The organism is Streptomyces sp. NPDC028928, from assembly GCF_055564915.1.
The window spans coordinates 447,232-464,063 of sequence record NZ_JBVHVI010000006.1 but is presented as its reverse complement, the minus strand read 5'-3'; the positions used below and the strand labels follow the sequence as shown (position 1 = coordinate 464,063).

The 16,832-nt window shown below is 73.1% G+C and carries 11 protein-coding genes and 1 pseudogene; 9 read left to right on the top strand and 3 right to left on the bottom strand.

Annotated elements, in window-relative coordinates; all coding sequences use genetic code 11:
* Positions 1-396: pseudogene (locus tag ACZ4U1_RS17815) on the top strand (sodium:solute symporter); the annotation flags it as partial.
* A gap of 62 nt (positions 397-458) precedes the next feature.
* On the opposite strand, the gene ACZ4U1_RS17810 reads toward ACZ4U1_RS17815, so the two are convergent.
* Positions 459-1,259 (bottom strand): GNAT family N-acetyltransferase, encoded by an 801-nt coding sequence (locus tag ACZ4U1_RS17810; RefSeq protein ID WP_467904177.1) that lies wholly within the window; start codon positions 1,257-1,259, stop codon positions 459-461.
* A 519-nt stretch (positions 1,260-1,778) separates the two neighbouring features.
* On the opposite strand from ACZ4U1_RS17810, the gene ACZ4U1_RS17805 reads away from it, so the two are divergent.
* Complete coding sequence (locus ACZ4U1_RS17805; RefSeq protein ID WP_467904175.1) at positions 1,779-2,927, top strand: carboxylate-amine ligase; 1,149 nt, start codon at positions 1,779-1,781, stop codon at positions 2,925-2,927.
* Between the two features lie 45 nt (positions 2,928-2,972).
* On the opposite strand, the gene ACZ4U1_RS17800 is transcribed toward ACZ4U1_RS17805, so the two are convergent.
* Positions 2,973-3,779 (bottom strand): sulfite exporter TauE/SafE family protein, encoded by an 807-nt coding sequence (locus tag ACZ4U1_RS17800; protein ID WP_467904174.1) that lies wholly within the window; start codon positions 3,777-3,779, stop codon positions 2,973-2,975.
* A 101-nt stretch (positions 3,780-3,880) separates the two neighbouring features.
* On the opposite strand from ACZ4U1_RS17800, the gene ACZ4U1_RS17795 reads away from it, so the two are divergent.
* The gene (locus ACZ4U1_RS17795) at positions 3,881-4,660 is read left to right on the top strand and encodes an AraC family transcriptional regulator (protein WP_467904173.1); all 780 of its coding nucleotides are present in this window, start codon (positions 3,881-3,883) and stop codon (positions 4,658-4,660) included.
* Between the two features lie 66 nt (positions 4,661-4,726).
* Positions 4,727-5,566 carry a maleylpyruvate isomerase family mycothiol-dependent enzyme gene (locus ACZ4U1_RS17790; protein ID WP_467904172.1) on the top strand — a complete coding sequence of 280 codons (840 nt, stop codon included), beginning with the start codon at positions 4,727-4,729 and terminating at the stop codon, positions 5,564-5,566.
* 13 nt (positions 5,567-5,579) lie between these two features.
* On the opposite strand, the gene ACZ4U1_RS17785 is transcribed toward ACZ4U1_RS17790, so the two are convergent.
* A complete protein-coding gene (locus ACZ4U1_RS17785; RefSeq protein ID WP_467904216.1) occupies positions 5,580-6,680 on the bottom strand; it encodes a PP2C family protein-serine/threonine phosphatase in 1,101 nt (366 codons plus the stop codon).
* A gap of 443 nt (positions 6,681-7,123) precedes the next feature.
* Between ACZ4U1_RS17785 and ACZ4U1_RS17780 the strand changes: the two genes are divergently transcribed.
* The 5 genes from ACZ4U1_RS17780 (at position 7,124) to ACZ4U1_RS17760 (ending at position 16,831) form a co-directional block, all read left to right on the top strand.
* Positions 7,124-9,739, top strand: a complete 2,616-nt coding sequence (locus ACZ4U1_RS17780) for a SpoIIE family protein phosphatase (RefSeq protein ID WP_467904171.1) — start codon at positions 7,124-7,126, stop codon at positions 9,737-9,739.
* A gap of 114 nt (positions 9,740-9,853) precedes the next feature.
* On the top strand, positions 9,854-10,876 hold the full coding sequence (locus ACZ4U1_RS17775) for a LacI family DNA-binding transcriptional regulator (RefSeq protein WP_467904169.1): 1,023 nt from the start codon (positions 9,854-9,856) through the stop codon (positions 10,874-10,876).
* 218 nt (positions 10,877-11,094) lie between these two features.
* A complete protein-coding gene (locus ACZ4U1_RS17770; protein WP_467904168.1) occupies positions 11,095-12,213 on the top strand; it encodes a glycoside hydrolase family 12 protein in 1,119 nt (372 codons plus the stop codon).
* Between the two features lie 160 nt (positions 12,214-12,373).
* Positions 12,374-14,563 carry a glycoside hydrolase family 3 N-terminal domain-containing protein gene (locus tag ACZ4U1_RS17765; protein WP_467904167.1) on the top strand — a complete coding sequence of 730 codons (2,190 nt, stop codon included), beginning with the start codon at positions 12,374-12,376 and terminating at the stop codon, positions 14,561-14,563.
* Between the two features lie 54 nt (positions 14,564-14,617).
* On the top strand, positions 14,618-16,831 hold the full coding sequence (locus tag ACZ4U1_RS17760; protein WP_467904165.1) for a glycoside hydrolase family 6 protein: 2,214 nt from the start codon (positions 14,618-14,620) through the stop codon (positions 16,829-16,831).
* Position 16,832: the final 1 nt, after the last annotated feature.

Genomic DNA, 16,832 nt, shown 5'->3' with positions numbered 1-16,832 from the left:
CTGGGCGGCATCTGGATCCTGCAGACCTTCCCGGCCCTCGTCGGCGGTCTGTTCACCCGCTGGTTCCACCGCTGGGCCCTGCTGGCCGGCTGGGCCGCCGGCATGGTCTACGGCACCGCCGCCGCCTACGGTGTCGCCTCGCCGACGCAGAAGCACTTCGGCGGCTCGGCGAAGGAGATCCCCGGCATCGGCGAGACCGGCTACATCGGCCTCACCGCGTTCGTCCTGAACGTCGTCGTCACCGTGGTGCTCACATGGGCCCTGAGGGCGCTGAAGGCTCCCGAGGGCATCGACGCGACGCGCCCGGAGGACTACACGGCCGACGCCGGGGAGGCGCTGCCGACGGACCGGCAGGGCCTGCGGCCGGGGGACTCGCCGGCCCCGTCCCTCAGTTGAGGGGCCTGCTTCCGCCGATCACGGACCGGCCCGGGGCTGTCGCACCGGGCCGGTCCGTCGTGTCACTCCTTGAGGCTGTAGAAGTGCACCGGCGAGTTCGGCTCGAAGCCGATGCGGGGATACACGGGTGCCCCGGCCTCCGTCGCGTGCAGGGTGGCCCGGGTCAGGCCGGTGGCTCGGGCGCCCTCGTACAGGGCCTTCCGGGTCACCGCCTCTCCGTAGCCCCTGCGCTGCCATTCCGGGGCGGTGGCGACGAGCACGACGAACAGGCGGCCGTCCGCCTCCACCGTCGCCGCGCACGTCACCGGGTCACCGTCCCGCAGCCCCAGGTAGGCGTGGACCTCGTCCTTCCACAGCACGGACCCGAGGAGCCCGTCGCGGCCGTCCTCCAGCGGGAAGCCGTAGGCACGGGAGTTCAGGTCCGCGTACGCCCGCAGCTGGTCGTCCGTGGTCACGCGTACGAAGGTCAGGTCCGGGTGGGACGGCTCGGGGACGGGCAGGAGGTCGCCGGCCATGCCGGTGCCCGGGAACGCGTACTCCAGGCCCGCCTTCTCGGCCGCTGTCCGCACTCCGGCACGTGCCTCGTCACCGAGCAGGTCCTCGAAGAGCCACAGGAACCCGGGGTGCCGCTTGGAGCGCATGATCTCCGCCGCCTGACCGAGCCGGTGCTCGACCAGTGCCGCGTCCGCGTCGACGTCGGTCAGCGTGACGCAGTTCCAGAAGGAGAACCGGCAGTCGGCCCAGCGGACGGCGATCCCCGGAAGGTCCCGCACGTCGGCACCGGGATCCCGGTCGAGCACCATGGCCCGCCAGACCACGGCGAGCTGCTCCATCGATTCGATCGACTCCGTACGGCCCGGCATCCGGCCTCCCTGGTGGTGGAGTTGAGCAAGTCCTCCCAGTAATACGCCACTTCGCCGTGCCGGCGCTCGCCGACACGGCCCCGCCCGCGGGAACCGCACCGGTACGCGGAGGCGCCGCGCTGCGCCGTGTGGGCGGCGGCGCCGGCCCGGCGTCGGAGTTCGGCCACACGGGGAGGACCCTCAGGGCGCGTGCGTCGCGGTGGAGCAGCGCGGCGCACCGGTCCGCCGGGGCGCACCGCACGGGAACCGCTGCCGGACCTGCGCCTTCTCCGGGGGGCACGGTCCACGGCCAGGCCCGGGGGGCGGGCGGTGCGGGCGCCCTGACGGTGACTGGGTAGCCGCTTGTCGTGCCCTCGGGGCCGGGCGACCATGAGGGGCCCACCCGCTGTTCGAACAGGGAGTGGCCCGTGTCTCCGAGCGTGACAGCAGTGATCGAGGACCGCGCAGAGCCAGCGCCGTGCGGACGTCGGTGCCCCGTGTCTCCCGGAAGGGCTGGTCGTGCCAGAGCCGCTTGATGCCGTGACCCCTGCCGCCGCCGGTACGCCCGTGTCCCCGGCGGGGCTGACCGCGCCGCCGACGGTCGGTGTGGAGGAGGAGTTCGTCCTGGCCGGACGGCACAGCAGGGCGGCTGTGCACAGAGCCCCTGCCGTGGTGGGTGCCGCGCGCGGTCGCCTCGGCGCGCCGCATGCCACGGCTGAGGTCTCGCAGGCCCAGGTGGAGACGGTCAGCGCGGTGTGCCGCACCGCCGAGGACCTGGCGGCGGAGATCGTCCGGCTGCGCGGCGGCGCGGCCATGGCGGCGGCCGAGTACGACTGCCTCCTGGTGCCCAGCGGCACCGCGGTGCTCGGCAGGCCCGGTCCGCCGCCCGTCGTGGACAAGGCCCGCTACCGCGCGTTCGCCCGCCGCTTCGGGCCGCTGGCCCACGATCAGGGGGTGAACGCCTGCCACGTGCATGTCGGGGTGGACGACCGGGAGGAGGCCGTAGGAGCGGTCAACCACCTCCGGGGCTGGATGCCCCTGTTGCTGGCCGTCACCTGCAACTCCCCGTTCAGCGACGGGACGGACACCGGATACGCCAGCTGGCGCTCCATGGTCTGGGGCCGGTGGCCCGTGGCCGGCCCGCCGCCGTTCCTGCACAGCGCGGCCCACCACGAACGGGTCGTCGGCCAGCTCGTCGCCTCCGGGGCGGCGATGGACCCGGCGATGGTCTACTGGCACGTCCGGCCCTCACCGCACCTTCCCACCGTGGAGGTGCGCGTCGCCGACGTGCTGCCGGAGCCCGCGGCCACCACGGCCTACGCGCTCCTCGTCCGCGCCCTCGTCGGCTGCGCCGTGGACTCCGTACGCGCCGGTGAACCCGCACCCGCCGTCCCCGACCTGCTGCTCAGGGCGGCGTGCTGGCAGGCCGCCCGGCACGGCACACAGGGCACCCTGCCCGCCACCCACACCCCCGACTGCACCCCCACGTCCGTGGGCCGGCTGGTGGACGAACTGTGGAAACGGGTCGAGCCGCATCTCAGCCGCTACGGCGACGACCGGTGGGTCGGCGACTGGCTGAGCGACGTCCAGCGCCAGGGCACCGGCTCGGCGCGCCAACGGCGGATCGCGGACCGTCACGGCGGCCGTCTCCAGGCCGTCGTGGACGAACTCGCCGTCGCCCCGGGATGACACCCCGGCACAGCTCGGGCGTTCACGCCGGCAGGCGCCCGCCCCTCAGGCTCCCACGGCCACCATCACGATCAGGACGACCAGGAGCAGCACGACGTACGCGACGGAGTGAACGCGGTCCGGGACGCGCGTGGTGAGCCGTCCGGCCACGGCGATGGTGGGGAGCGATCCGGTGAGCAGGGCGGCGCCTGCGGTGAGGTCGACGTAGCCGAGCTGGCCGAGGCCGGCGGAGGCGGTGGGGGCGACGGCGTAGACCAGGGTGCCGGTCACGGCGACGGGGACGCTCAGCGGGTTGGCCATGGCGGCGGCGTCGGCCATGGGCAGGCCCCTGCGGCGCAGCAGCGGAACCGTCATGACACTGCCGCCCACTCCCAGGGCCGCGGCCACCAGGCCGATGCCCATGCCGCCGACGGTGGTGGTGCCCCGGCCCAGGGGCCTGGGGCACGTCCGGTGCGCCGGGGCGAGGAAGCCCTTCCGCAGCAGGCTGTCGGCGATCGTCACCAGGAGATAGGCGGCGAACAGCAGGCGCAGCGCCGTACCGCCGGCCAGGGTGGCGGCGAAGGACCCGGCTGCGGCGCCGACCGTGATGTACGCCGCCAGCGGCCAGACGTACGCGCGGCGCAGCCGGCCCTGACGCCACTGGCCGAGCGTCGCGGCCGCGGCGTTCACGAGCATGACCGCCGCCGAGGTGGCCACCGCGATGTGCATGGCGTCCGCCGCCGGCCGTGCCGTGGCGGTCAGGACGCCGTACACGACGGGGACCGTGATGAAGCCGCCGCCGAAGCCGAAGAGCACGGTCGTGACGCCGGTCAGGCAGCCGAAGAACAGGAGGGTGAGGAACGAGGTCAGCACGGGTGAGACGCTAGGGACCGGCCGGCCTGGCGGGCAATCGATGATGTGCCGAGTTCCTACGCGGAGCAGACACGGCGGGCCGTGGCACGTAATCTCACGGCATGCGCAACATCCCGGTCGCGGACGTGGACGACCTCGACCGTGCCGTGCTGGCCATCGGCACCGACTACCCCTCTGACCACCTGCTCGTCTGGCACGAACACCGCCGCGCCCAGGTCCTGTACGCGGCCACCGGTGTCATGCGGGTCGAGACGGCGGACGGCAGCTGGACGATTCCCACCGCCCGTGCCGTGCTGATCCCGCCCAGGACCAGCCATCAGGTCACGATGACGGGGGTCAGCACGCGCAGCCTCTACATCGAACCCGCCGCCGTGCCGTGGTTTCCCGCCCGCTGCCAGGCCGTCGACGTCTCCGCCCTGCTCCGGGCGCTGATCCTGGAGGCCGTCGAGATGGAGCCGCGCTACCCCGAGCACAGCCGGGACGCGGCGGTCGCCGCGCTGATCCTGCACGAGCTCAGGAGCCTCACCCCGCTGCCGCTCGATGTGCCGCTGCCGGCCGATCCGAGGCTGCGGGCCCTGTGCGAGGCGTTCCTGCGGCAGCCGGACGTCCACGACCCGCCCGCGCGGTGGTGCGCCGCCCTCAACATCAGCGAACGCACCCTCGCCCGTCTGTTCCGGCGCGGCACCGGCCTGAGCTTCTCGCAGTGGCGGCAACGCGCCTGCGTCCTGCACTCCCTGCCGCACCTCGCAGCGGGCACGCCCGTCACGCGCGTCGCGGCCATGCTGGGCTACGACAACCCCGCCGCGTACACGGCGGCCTTCGGGAAACTCCTCGGCCGGCCGCCGACGGCGTACCGCAGCCCCGGTGTCACCGGTGCCTAGCCGGGCCGACTTGCCTTCGAGTGGACTCCAGCGGCCACACTGGTCGTCACGAGAAGGCGGGCAGCGATGCCCAGGACGGAACGGCGGCAGCAGATGGCGACGACGAGCGGGGCGGGGCATCCTCTGCCGTACGACACCTACCGTGAGGCGATCGAGCGGGAGACGCGACGGTTCGTCGGGGTGGTGCGGGACGCCGACCCCGCGAGCGCCGTGCCCGCCTGCCCGGACTGGGCGCTGGCCGACCTCACCCGGCACGTGGGGGCGCTGCAGCGCTGGTTCTGCTCACTGCTGACCCGGCGGGTGCAGGAGCCGCCGCGCAGCCGGGACGTGGAGCTGGGGATGCCCGAGGACGTGCGGGAGCTGGCCGACTGGGTGGCGGCGGGGGTGCCCGAGGTGGCGGCCGTGCTGCGGGACACGGATCCCGGTGCGGCGATGTGGGCGTGGGGCGAGGACCGGCACGCGCGGTTCTGGGCCCGCCGGATGCTCTACGAGACGCTGGTGCACCGGGTGGACGCGGAGCGTGCCGTCGGCCACGCACCGGCCGTGGATCCCGTGCTCGCCGCGGACGGGGTGGACGAGTTCCTGGCCAACCTGCCGTACGCGGGGATCTTCGCTCCCGGTGTGACGAAGCTGCGCGGCGACGGCGAGACCCTCGTGTTCCGGTGCGCGGGCGACGACGGCGCGTCCGGCGAGGAGTGGCGGGTGCGCCTGGACCCGGACGGATTCCGGTTGCTGCCGCGCACCGGCGGCGACACGGCGTCCGCGCCGCACACCGTGGCGGTGCAGGGGCGGGCGGAGGACCTTCTGCTGCTGCTCTACGGCCGGCGGTCGTACCAGGAGCCCGCCTTCGACGTCTCGGGGGACATCACGGTCCTCGACCGCTGGTTCGCCCACACGGCCTTCTGAGCCACGGCTCCGCTCAGCCGGCCGAGGACGGCGGCGGTACGGACGGCGCGTCGGCGCAGAGGCAGACGGCGAGCGCCGCGATGTCGTCCTGCAGCCGGTCGCCGCTGTAGTCCAGCAGATCGTGGTGGAGCCGTTCCAGCAGTTCCCGGGGCGGAAGGGAGCACCAGGAAGCGAGGCGCCGCAGCAGGGGGTAGAAGGAGCCGGCCGCGTCGCGGGTCTCCGTGATGCCGTCCGTGTACAGCAGCAGCTGGTCGCCGGGCCGCAGGGGGTAGTCGTCGACGTGGTACGGCTCCCCGACCAGCATGCCGAGGTTGAGCGGCGGGGCCGAGCGGCCGCTGTCCAGTTCCCGTACCTCCCCGGCCCGCAGGAGGACCGGGGGCGGGTGGCCGCAGTTGACGACGCGGATCAGCGGGTCCTTCGGGGGAATCTCGGCGAAGACGGCGGTGACGAACCGTTCGCCCACCTCGCTCCCGCCCAGCAGCATCGCCCTGCGGTTCATGCTCGTCTCCACCCGGTCGGCCAGCGCGGGCAGAGCGGGTTCGTCGAACGCCGCCTCGCGGAACGCGCCGAGCAGCGCGGCGGCCGTCTCCACCGCGAGCAGGCCCTTGCCCCGGACGTCACCGATGAGCAGCCGGACCCCGTACCGGGTGGGGACGGCCTCGTAGAGATCGCCGCCGATGCGGGCCTCCGCCGCGGCCGACAGGTAGAGGCTCTCCAGCTGGAGCGTGCCGATCCGGTGCGGAACCGGTCGGAGCAGGACCCGTTGGGCGATGTCGGCCACGAACCGGACGTCGGCCAGGGTGCGCTCCCGGCGCGTGCGGTGCGCGGCCAGGATCGTGCCGAGGACGCCGACCAGGGCGGTGCAGATGTAGGCGGCGACGTAGTGACGGTCCCACAGATAGCCGACCGAGCGGCCCGCACAGCACGGGGTGCCGGCCAGGACGCCCTCCAGGACGATGGCGAACACCGTGGCGCCGGCGACGACGAGCGGGCCGTGGGCGAAGGCGGCCACGAGGGGAAGGGCGATCAGTACGAAGCTCACCGGCCACTGCACGGGGGTCGCGGGCTCCAGCAGCAGAAGGGCCACGACGTACAGGACCGGCAGCCACCGCATCCATGCCGGGGGCGCCGGCAACCGCGTCCGCGCACCGGCACCGTCCTCCGGCTCCCGACCGGTATGTCCAGGCTTCGGCATACGCCCAGCCTGGTCCGCGGGCTCACGGCGCGCCGGTGATTGCTCCACTCCACGGCATGTTCGTTCCGCCCCCGGTACGTCCCGTCCAGGACCCCCCCGGTCGAGCGCGTCGCCCATCTGCCGTGGGCGTGCGCCATCGGTGGGTACACCGGTCGCCGCCCACGGAGTTCCAGTGCTAGAAAAGGGAGATGAGCGGACGTTCCCGCTGGCCATCGGCAAGCGCGGCGCCGCCGCCCGGCACACGTGGGTCATCCGATCCGTCCCGTGGACGAGGGCCCTGGCCGTCACGCGGACGCCGCCTCTCGTCGTCCCTGAGCGTCCGCACGCTCGCCGCGCAGGTCTTCCTGCTCCAGGCGCTGATCATGCTGGTGCTGGTCACGGTGGCCGCCGCCGCTCTGGTGGTGCAGGGCCGGTACGACGCCCAGCGCACCGCCGAGGAACGCTCCCTGGCCGCGGCGGAGGCCTTCGCGCACGCACCCGGAACGGCCCTCGCGCTGCGGTCGCCCGATCCCACGGACCGGCTGCAACCGGCGGCGGAGCAGGCCCGCAAGGGCTCCGGCGTCGACTTCATCACCGTCCTGGACAGGCACGGGGTCCGGCTCACCGACCCCGACACCTCTCTCATCGGTACCAAGGCCCAGGGCGTCGGCCGGGCCATCGCGGGCGAGACGTTCACCGAGACGTTCCACGGCCGGCCCACCGACGCCGTCCGCGCGGTCGTCCCCGTGACGGACGCCAGCAGGCGCGTCGTCGGCATGGTCACCGCCGGGATCGAGTACGCCAACGTCAGCGAGGTGCTGAACCAGCAGCTGCCGATGCTGCTCGGCGCGGCCGCGGGGGCGCTCCTCCTGGCGACCGGCGGCGCGGCCCTGGTCAGCCGCCGCCTGCTGCGCCAGACCCACGGACTCGGCCCGGCCGAGATGACCCGGATGTACGAACACCACGACGCCGTGCTCCACGCGGTGCGCGAGGGGGTGCTGATCCTCGACGGCGACGGCCGTGTCCTGCTCGCCAACGACGAGGCGCACCGGCTGCTGGGCCTGCCCGGGAAAGCCGACCAGCGGCAGGTGCGGGAGCTGGGCCTGGGGCCGCGTCTCACCCGGTTGCTGGAGTCGGAGGCGACCGCGACCGACGAGGTCATCCCGGCCGGGGACCGGCTGCTGGCGGTGAACGTCCGGCCCACCGCCCCGTACGGCGGCGCTCAAGGACTGGTGGCCACCTTCCGTGACACCACGGAGCTGAGGGCCCTTTCCGGCCAGGCGGAGGTCGCGCGGGGCCGGCTGTCGTTCCTGTACGAGGCGGGCGTGCGGATCGGCACCACCCTCGACGTACGGCGTACGGCGGAGGAGCTGTCGGAGGTGGCGGTCCCCCGTATGGCCGACTTCGTCACCGTGGAACTCCTCGATTCCGTGCTGCGCGGCCAGGAGCCCACCAGCGCGGTCCACGAGATGCGCCGTACCGCGCTGCGGGCCTCGCAGACCGGGCACCCCCTGCAGCCGGTGGGTGATGTGATCCGGTTCGTGATGGCCGACACGCCGATGGTGGCGGCGCTGCGCCGGGGGAAGGCCGTCCTGGTGTCCGACCTGCACACCGCCCAGGACTGGCGGGCGCAGGATCCCGAGGGGGCCCAGCGGGCGCTGGACTACGGCATCAGCTCGCTGATCACGGTGCCGCTGCGGGCGCGCGGGGTGGTCCTCGGCATGGTCAACTTCTGGCGGGGCGCGGGCTCTCCCCGGTTCGAGGACGAGGACGTCGCCGTGGCCGAGGAGCTGGTGGCCCGGGCCGCCGTCGCGATCGACAACGCGCGCCGGTACTCCCGCGAACACGAGCTGGCGGTGACGCTGCAGCGCAATCTGCTGCCGCTGGGCCTGCCGGACCAGGACGCGCTGGAGATCGCCTCGCGCTATCTGCCGGCGCGGTCCGGCGTGGGCGGTGACTGGTTCGACGTCATCCCGCTGCCCGGCTTCCGCGTGGCGCTGGTCGTCGGTGACATCGTGGGGCACGGGCTGCAGGCCGCGGTGACCATGGGGCGGCTGCGCACGGCCGTACTGAACTTCTCCTCGCTGGACCTGGCCCCGGACGAACTGCTCGGCCACCTGGACGAGATGGTGACCCGGCTGGACGCGCAGGGCGCGACCGCCGCCGACGACGACCGGGTACCCCTGACCGGGGCCACTTGCCTCTACGTCATCTACGACCCGGTCGGCGGCCACTGCACCCTGTCCCGCGCCGGACACCTCGCGCCCGCCGTGGTGGATCCCCAGGGCAGGGTGACCTTCCCCGACCTCCCCCTGTCGCCGCCCCTGGGAGTGGGCGGGCATCCCTTCGAGGCCGGGGAGCTGGACCTGCCCGAGGGCAGTCGTCTCGTCCTGTTCACCGACGGACTGATCGAGAACCGGGGACGGGACATCGACGAGGGCCTGGAGCTGCTCTCCTCGGCCATCGCCCGTCCGGACCTCGCACCGGAGGACACCTGCCGCGCCCTCGTGGAGACGATGCTGCCCGCGCACCCCAGTGACGACGTGGCGCTGCTGGTCGCCCGGACCCGGCGGCTCGCCCCCTCGTGCGTGGCGACCTGGGACGTACCGTTCGATGTCGAGGCCGTGCCCCGGGTGCGCAGGGAGGTGAGCCGGCGGCTCGCCGACTGGGAGCTGGAGGGGACGGCGTTCGCCACGGAGCTGATCCTCAGCGAACTCCTCACCAACGCGATCCGGTACGGCGCCCCGCCCGTACGGGTCAGGCTGCTGCTGGGCCGGACCCTGGTCTGCGAGGTGTCGGACGGCAGCAACACCTCTCCCCGGCTGCGCCGCGCGGCCACCACCGACGAGGGCGGCCGCGGTCTGTTCCTGGTCTCCCAGTTCGCGGACATCTGGGGTACCCGCTACGCGGCGCGCGGCAAGGTCATCTGGGCCGAACAGACCCTGGACAGCACCACGGAACCGGACCCGTCGGCCCTGCTCGACGCCCTGGACATCTGACGCCGGCCGGTCCGTACGGGTGTGGCGTCCCGCCCGCGTCCCCCGCGGGGGACACGCTGTGGGCCCGCCGCCGCGGGAGCCGTAATATCGGTGATCTCGTGGGGGGAGGTGGTCATGGGCAAGCGGCGCCCTGGCACGCCGACGCTGGAGGAGGTGGCCGCTCACGCCGGAGTGGGCCGGGGCACCGTCTCCCGCGTCGTCAACAACGAAGCGGGCGTGAAGGAGTCGACACGCCGGGCCGTACAGCAGGCCATCGCGGAACTGGGTTACGTGCCGAATCTCGCGGCCCGTTCGCTCGCCGGCCGACGCGCCGACGCGGTCGCGCTCGTCATGACGGAGCCGGACTGGCGGAACTTCGCGGAGCCCTTCTTCTCCGAGATCGTCACCTCGATCGGCGACGCCCTGACGGACACCGGCATGCAGCTGCTGCTGACACTGGTCCGCTCGGACACCGAGCGGCGGCGTTTCCTGGAGTTCGCCCGCGGCGGCCGGGTCGACGGGGTGCTGCTGATGTCCGTGCACGCCGACGATCCGCTGCCCGACATGCTCGCCGAGGCCCGGCTGCCCACCGTCCTGCTGGGCCGCCGCTCGGCCGACGAGCATGTCAGCTACGTCGACGCGGACAACGTCGGCGGCGCCCGCAGCGCGGTCGCCCATCTGCTGGAGTCGGGCCGGCGGAGGATCGCGACGATCACCGGGCCGCTCGACATGTACGTCACCCAGTGCCGGCTGCGCGGCTACCGCGAGGCCCTGGCCCAGGCCGGTCTCGAGGCGCGGCCGTCCTGGGCCGCCGAGGGCGATTTCACCGAGGAGAGCGGCCGGCGCGCCATGGCCCGGCTGATCGAGCGGCACCCGGAGATCGACGGCGTCCTCGCCGCCTCCGACACCACGGCCGCCGGTGCCCTGGAGGCGCTGCGCGCGGCGGGCCGGAGGGTCCCGGAGGACGTCGCCGTCATCGGCTTCGACGACTTCCCGCTGGCCGAGCGGACCGAGCCGCGGCTGACCACCGTACGGCAGCCGCTGGAGGAGATCGGGCGGGCCATGGTGCGGCTGCTCCTGGAGGAGCTGGAGGAGTCGTCCGTGGCATGGCGGCACGTGGTCCTCCGTACCGAGCTGGTGGTGCGCGACTCGGCCTGACCGGCATCGGGAGCGCTCCCAAAACGCTCCCGCCCGCCGCACGCCCACCGCCTGAGCTGCGGCTTCGAAAGTTCTTCGACACTCCCTCCGCGTCGAGTCTTGTCAGGGACATGAACTCTCCCTACAGTCCCTGCCCAACGGAGGAAATGGGAGCGCTCCCATCCATACGCCCCTGGGAGCGCTCCCGCAACCTCCCCACCGTCATGGAGAGGACCCGCATGCGACCGTCCAAGCACCATGTCCGTGGAACGCGCGGCCTGTTCGGCGCGCTCCTCACCGCCCTGGCAGCCGTCGCGGCGCTGCTCACCGTCGCCCCGGCGGCCCAGGCCGACACCACGATCTGCGAACAGTTCGGGTCGGCGACGATCCAGGACCGCTACGTCGTCCAGAACAACCGCTGGGGCACCAGCGACGCCCAGTGCATCACCGTCACCGACTCCGGATTCCGCGTCACCCAGGCCGACGGCTCGGTCCCGACGAACGGCGCCCCGAAGTCGTACCCGTCCGTCTTCAACGGCTGCCACTACACCAACTGCTCGCCCGGAACCAAGCTCCCGGCGCGGCTCGACACCATCGCCGGCGCGCCCACCAGCATCTCGTACAGCTACGTGAGCAACGCGGTGTACGACGCCGCCTACGACATCTGGCTCGACCCCACGCCCCGCACCGACGGCGTCAACAAGACCGAGATCATGGTGTGGTTCAACAAGGTCGGCTCCATCCAGCCGGTGGGCTCGCAGGTCGGCACCGCCACCGTCGCCGGGCGCTCATGGCAGGTGTGGTCCGGCAACAACGGCTCCAACGACGTCCTGTCCTTCGTCGCGCCGTCGGCGATCACCAGCTGGAGCTTCGACGTCATGGACTTCGTCCGGCAGGCCGTCTCCCGGGGGCTGGCGCAGGACAGCTGGTATCTGACCAGTGTGCAGGCGGGCTTCGAACCCTGGCAGAACGGCGCCGGCCTCGCCGTGAACTCGTTCTCCTCCACGGTCGAGACCGGCAGCGGCGGCTCCGGCAGTCCGGCGGCCTGCAAGGTGGCGTACGCGACGAACGTCTGGCAGGGCGGTTTCACCGCCGACGTCACCATCACCAACACCGGCTCCTCCCCCGTCAGCGGCTGGAAGCTGGCCTTCACCCTGCCCTCGGGGCAGCGGATCACCAGCGCCTGGGGGGCCGGAGTGACGCCGTCCTCGGGCGCGGTCACGGCGAGCGCCCTCGCCTACAACGCGCAGATCGCACCCGGCGGCCAGGTGTCCTTCGGGTTCCAGGGCAGCTACGCCGGCAGCTTCGCCAAGCCCTCCGGGTTCAGCCTGAACGGGACCGCCTGCGCCACCGGGTGACCCGCCGCACCCACCGCGCCGCCCAGCGCGGCGCACCGTACCGGCACCGCACCGCGCACCCCACCAGCCCCGGGACCCGCTCGTCCCGCCCCGCCGATCGGGCGGGTCCCGGTTCCACAGGCGCCCCGCTCCCGGCCCCTTCCAGGAAAGGCCCACCCCCATGAGCCGCCTGCCCGCCCCCCGCCGCCCGCTGACGGCCCTGGCCGCGTGTGCCGCGGCCCTGGCCCTCACCGCGCCGGCCGCGGCCGCACCGGAGCCCGTGACCGCACCGGCCGCGGTCCTCCCCTACCAGGACGCGTCCTTACCCGTGCCGGACCGCGTCACCGACCTGCTGTCGCGCATGACCCTGGACGACAAGCTCGGCCAGATGACGCAGATCGAGAAGGACGCCCTCGTCCCGCAGTCCGACCTCGCCGCCTACCGCATCGGATCCGTCCTGTCCGGCGGCGACTCGACCGTCAGCCCCAACAACGCCCAGACCTGGGCCGACACCTACGACTCACTGCAGCGCACCGCACTGACCACACCGCTCGGCATCCCGATGATCTACGGGATCGACGCCGTGCACGGCCACAACGCGGTCCGCGGGGCCACCCTGTTCCCGCACAACATCGGCCTCGGCGCCACCCGCGATCCCGCGCTCGTCCAGCGGATCGGGCGGGCGGTGGCCGAGGAGGTGTCGGGCACCGGCATCGACTGGGACTTCGCACCGTGCCTGTGCGTGGCCCGCGACGACCGCTGGGGCCGTACCTACGAGTCGTACGGCGAGACGCCCGAACTGCCCGCCGCCCTCACCACGTTCATCACCGGCCTGCAGGGCGACACCCTCGGCGCGGGGCCGGCGCCCGTGCTCGCCACCGCCAAGCACTACCTCGGCGACGGCGGCACCGCGGGCGGCGTGGACCAGGGCGACACCAGGCTGTCCGAGGCCGAGCTGCGCGCCGTCCACCTTCCGCCGTTCAAGGAGGCGGTGCGCCGCGGGGTGGGCGCGGTGATGCTGTCGTACAGCAGCTGGAACGGGGTGCGGTCACACGCCAACACGTACCTGGTGACCGACGTACTGAAGGGCGAACTCGCCTTCAGCGGGTTCGTCGTGTCCGACTGGGCCGCGGTCGACCAGCTCGACGGGCAGAGCGGCTTCACCGGCGCCGAGATCACCACGGCCGTCAACGCGGGCGTCGACATGGTGATGGTCCCGCACGACTACAAGAAGTTCCTCACCCTGCTGCGCGGCGAGGTCACCGCGGGCCGCGTCCCGCAGTCCCGGATCGACGACGCCAACCGGCGCATCCTCACCAAGAAGTTCCAACTCGGCTTGTTCGAGCGGCCGTTCACCGACCGCTCGTACACCGCCACGGTCGGCTCGGCCGCGCACCGGGAGCTGGCCCGGCAGGCGGTGCGCGCCTCGCAGGTGCTGCTGAAGAACGAGGGCGGTGTGCTGCCCCTGCCGAAGTCGGCCAAGCTGTTCGTCGCCGGCAAGTCCGCCGACGAGATCGGCAACCAGAGCGGGGGCTGGACCGTCGGCTGGCAGGGCCGCAGCGGTCCCGTCACCGACGGCACCACGGTCCTGCAGGGTATCCGGGCCGCCGTCACCGACCCGTCCCGGGTCACCTACGACCGGTACGGCAACGGCATCGACTCCAGTTACCGGGCCGCCGTCGCCGTGGTCGGCGAGACCCCGTACGCCGAGGGCCGGGGCGACCGGCCGGGCGGCCTCGGGCTGGACCAGGAGGACCTGGGGACCCTCGCCCGGCTGAGGGCGAGCGGGGTGCCGGTCGTCGTGGTCCTGGTCTCCGGCCGTCCGCTGGACGTCTCCGCCCAACTGCCCGACTGGAAGGCGCTGCTGGCCGCCTGGCTGCCCGGGACGGAGGGCGCCGGTGTGTCCGACGTCCTCTTCGGCGACCACGCCCCCACCGGGAAGCTGCCGGTGAGCTGGCCGCGGACGTCCGCCCAGGAGCCCGTCAACGACGGCGACGGCAAGGACCCGCTGTTCCCGTACGGGTACGGGCTGACCTACTCCGGTGCCGACCCCACGCCAACGCCCACGCCGGCGCCGGGGGCGTGCACCGCGCGGTTCCGCACCACGTCGTCCTGGCAGGGCGGCTACCAGGCGGAGGTCACCGTCGAGAACACCGGCTCCGCCGCGCTGACGGGCTGGTCGGTGGACTGGGACCTGGGCGGCTCCCGCGTCACCAGCCTCTGGAACGGTTCGCTGACCACGGCCGGCGGCCGGGCCACCGTCCGCAACGCCGCGTTCAACGGCTCCCTGCAGCCGGGCGGCACCACCTCGTTCGGCTTCACCGCGGACGGCACCGCCGGCACCCCCGGCCTCCACTGCGCCGGCAGCTGAGCGCGCGCCACCGGCAGCACCGCCTCGTACCACCCGCACCCACGAGGAGGACACATGACACCCGCCACCCACGAACCGCCGGCACACCGGCCCGGACCAGGGCGCCGACGGCGCCGGGCGGCCTCGCTGGGCGCGGCGCTCGCCGCCCTGGCCCTGGGCCTGACCGGCCAGTTCACCGCACACCCCGCGGCCGCCGCGGAGACCCACGTCGACAACCCGTTCGCCGGCGCCTCGTTCTACGTCAACCCCGACTACACCGATCTCGTCGGCACCTCGGCGGCACAGACCTCCGACGCCACGCTCAAGGCGAGGATGCGGAAGGTGGGCGGCTATCCCACCGCCGTGTGGCTGGACCGGATCGCCGCCATCGGCGGCGGGGACGCCAACGCCGGCCGCAAGAGCCTCGCCGACCACCTCGACCTGGCGCTGGCCCAGAAGAAACCCGGACAGCCGATCACCGCGACGTTCGTGGTGTACGACCTGCCCGGCCGGGACTGCGCGGCCCTCGCCTCCAACGGCGAACTCCCGCTCACCCAGGCCGGTCTCGCCCGCTACAAGAGCGAGTACATCGACGCCATCGCGAACGTCTTCAAGAACCCGAAGTACCAGGACATCCGCATCACGACGGTGATCGAGCCGGACGGCCTGCCCAACCTGGTGACGAACACCGCCGACCCCGAGTGCGCCCAGGCCAAGAGCAGCGGGATCTACGTCCAGGGCATCCAGTACGCCCTGGACCGGCTGCACGCGCTCCCCAACGTCTACACCTACCTGGACTTCGCGCACTCCGGCTGGCTCGGCTGGGACACCAACCTGACCCAGACCGTGCAGTTGTACACGGACGTCGCCAAGGGCACCGCCGCCGGGCTGTCCAGCGTCGACGGGCTGGTCACCAACGTCTCCAACTACACCCCGCTGGAGGAGCCCTTCCTGACCGACCCCGACAAGACGGTCGGCGGGAACATGGTCAAGTCCGGGAAGTTCTACGAGTGGAACCCGAATTTCGACGAGTCGGACTTCACCAGGAACGTCCACCGGGCGCTCGTCGCGGCCGGCTGGCCCGCGTCGACCGGCATGGTGATCGACACCTCCCGCAACGGGTGGGGCGGCGCCGGGCGTCCGACGGCGGAGAGCACCAGCACCACCCTCGACACCTATGTCACCGAGTCCCGCGTCGACCGCCGGGTCCACCGGGGCCTGTGGTGCAACGTCAGCGGTGCCGGACTGGGGCAGCCCCCGCAGGCGGCGCCCGCCGGTCACCCGGACTCCCACCTCGACGCGTTCCTGTGGGTCAAGCCGCCGGGCGAGTCGGACGGTGCGAGCACCGACATCCCCAACGACGAGGGCAAGCGCCTGGACCCCATGTGCGACCCGACGTACACGGCACCCAACGCGGGCAACAACAAGACCGGCGCGCTGCCCGGCGCCCCGCTGGCCGGGCACTGGTTCCCCGAGCAGTTCGCGATGCTCGTGCGCAACGCCTACCCTGCCGTGCCCGCGGACGACGGCGGCACCCCGGGCGGTGACACCACCGCGCCCACCGCGCCGACCGGTCTGAAGGCCACCACCACGACCGCGACCAGCGTCTCCCTGTCCTGGACCGCGTCCACCGACGACACCGGTGTGAGCGGGTACGACGTCTACCGCGACGGCACGAAGGTCACGGCCGTGACCGGCACCGCCTTCACGGACACCGGGCTCAGCGCCGGGACGTCGTACAGCTACACCGTGCGCGCCCGCGACGCCGCCGGGAACGTCTCCGCGTCCTCGGCCGCGCTGAGCGTCACCACCTCCGGTGGCACGCCCGCCCCGTCGGGCGGGCTCAAGGTCCGCTACAAGAACAACGACTCCTCGGCCACCGACAACGCGATCCGGCCCGGCCTCCGGATCGTGAACACCGGTACCTCCTCCGTCGACCTGACCAAGGTCACGGCCCGCTACTACTTCACCCGCGACGGCGGCTCCTCCACCGTCAACGCCTGGTGCGACTACGCGGCCGTCGGCTGCGGCACCGTGAAGCTGAAGGTCGTCCCCCTCACCACGCCGGTCGCGGGCGCCGACGCCTACCTCGAAGTGGGCTTCGCGAGCGGCACCCTCGCCGCCGCCCAGAGCACGGGAGACCTGCAACTGCGGCTGGCCAAGTCCGACTGGTCGGCCTTCGACGAGACCGACGACCACAGTCACGGCACCGCCACGACGTACACCGACGCCCCGGCGATCCCCGCGTACCTCGGTACGACGACCGCCTGGGGCGCACCGCCCGCCTGAT

What these genes read in the sequence shown, in the direction of transcription:
- ACZ4U1_RS17780 (WP_467904171.1), top strand. Translation starts at nt 7,124, where the DNA reads ATGCTGGTGCTGGTCACGGTGGCCGCCGCCGCTCTGGTGGTGCAGGGC.
- ACZ4U1_RS17760 (WP_467904165.1), top strand. Translation starts at nt 14,618, where the DNA reads ATGACACCCGCCACCCACGAACCGCCGGCACACCGGCCCGGACCAGGG.
- ACZ4U1_RS17775 (WP_467904169.1), top strand. Translation starts at nt 9,854, where the DNA reads ATGGGCAAGCGGCGCCCTGGCACGCCGACGCTGGAGGAGGTGGCCGCT.
- ACZ4U1_RS17795 (WP_467904173.1), top strand. Translation starts at nt 3,881, where the DNA reads ATGCGCAACATCCCGGTCGCGGACGTGGACGACCTCGACCGTGCCGTG.
- ACZ4U1_RS17785 (WP_467904216.1), bottom strand. Translation starts at nt 6,680, where the DNA reads ATGCGGTGGCTGCCGGTCCTGTACGTCGTGGCCCTTCTGCTGCTGGAG.
- ACZ4U1_RS17765 (WP_467904167.1), top strand. Translation starts at nt 12,374, where the DNA reads ATGAGCCGCCTGCCCGCCCCCCGCCGCCCGCTGACGGCCCTGGCCGCG.
- ACZ4U1_RS17810 (WP_467904177.1), bottom strand. Translation starts at nt 1,259, where the DNA reads ATGCCGGGCCGTACGGAGTCGATCGAATCGATGGAGCAGCTCGCCGTG.
- ACZ4U1_RS17770 (WP_467904168.1), top strand. Translation starts at nt 11,095, where the DNA reads ATGCGACCGTCCAAGCACCATGTCCGTGGAACGCGCGGCCTGTTCGGC.
- ACZ4U1_RS17790 (WP_467904172.1), top strand. Translation starts at nt 4,727, where the DNA reads ATGCCCAGGACGGAACGGCGGCAGCAGATGGCGACGACGAGCGGGGCG.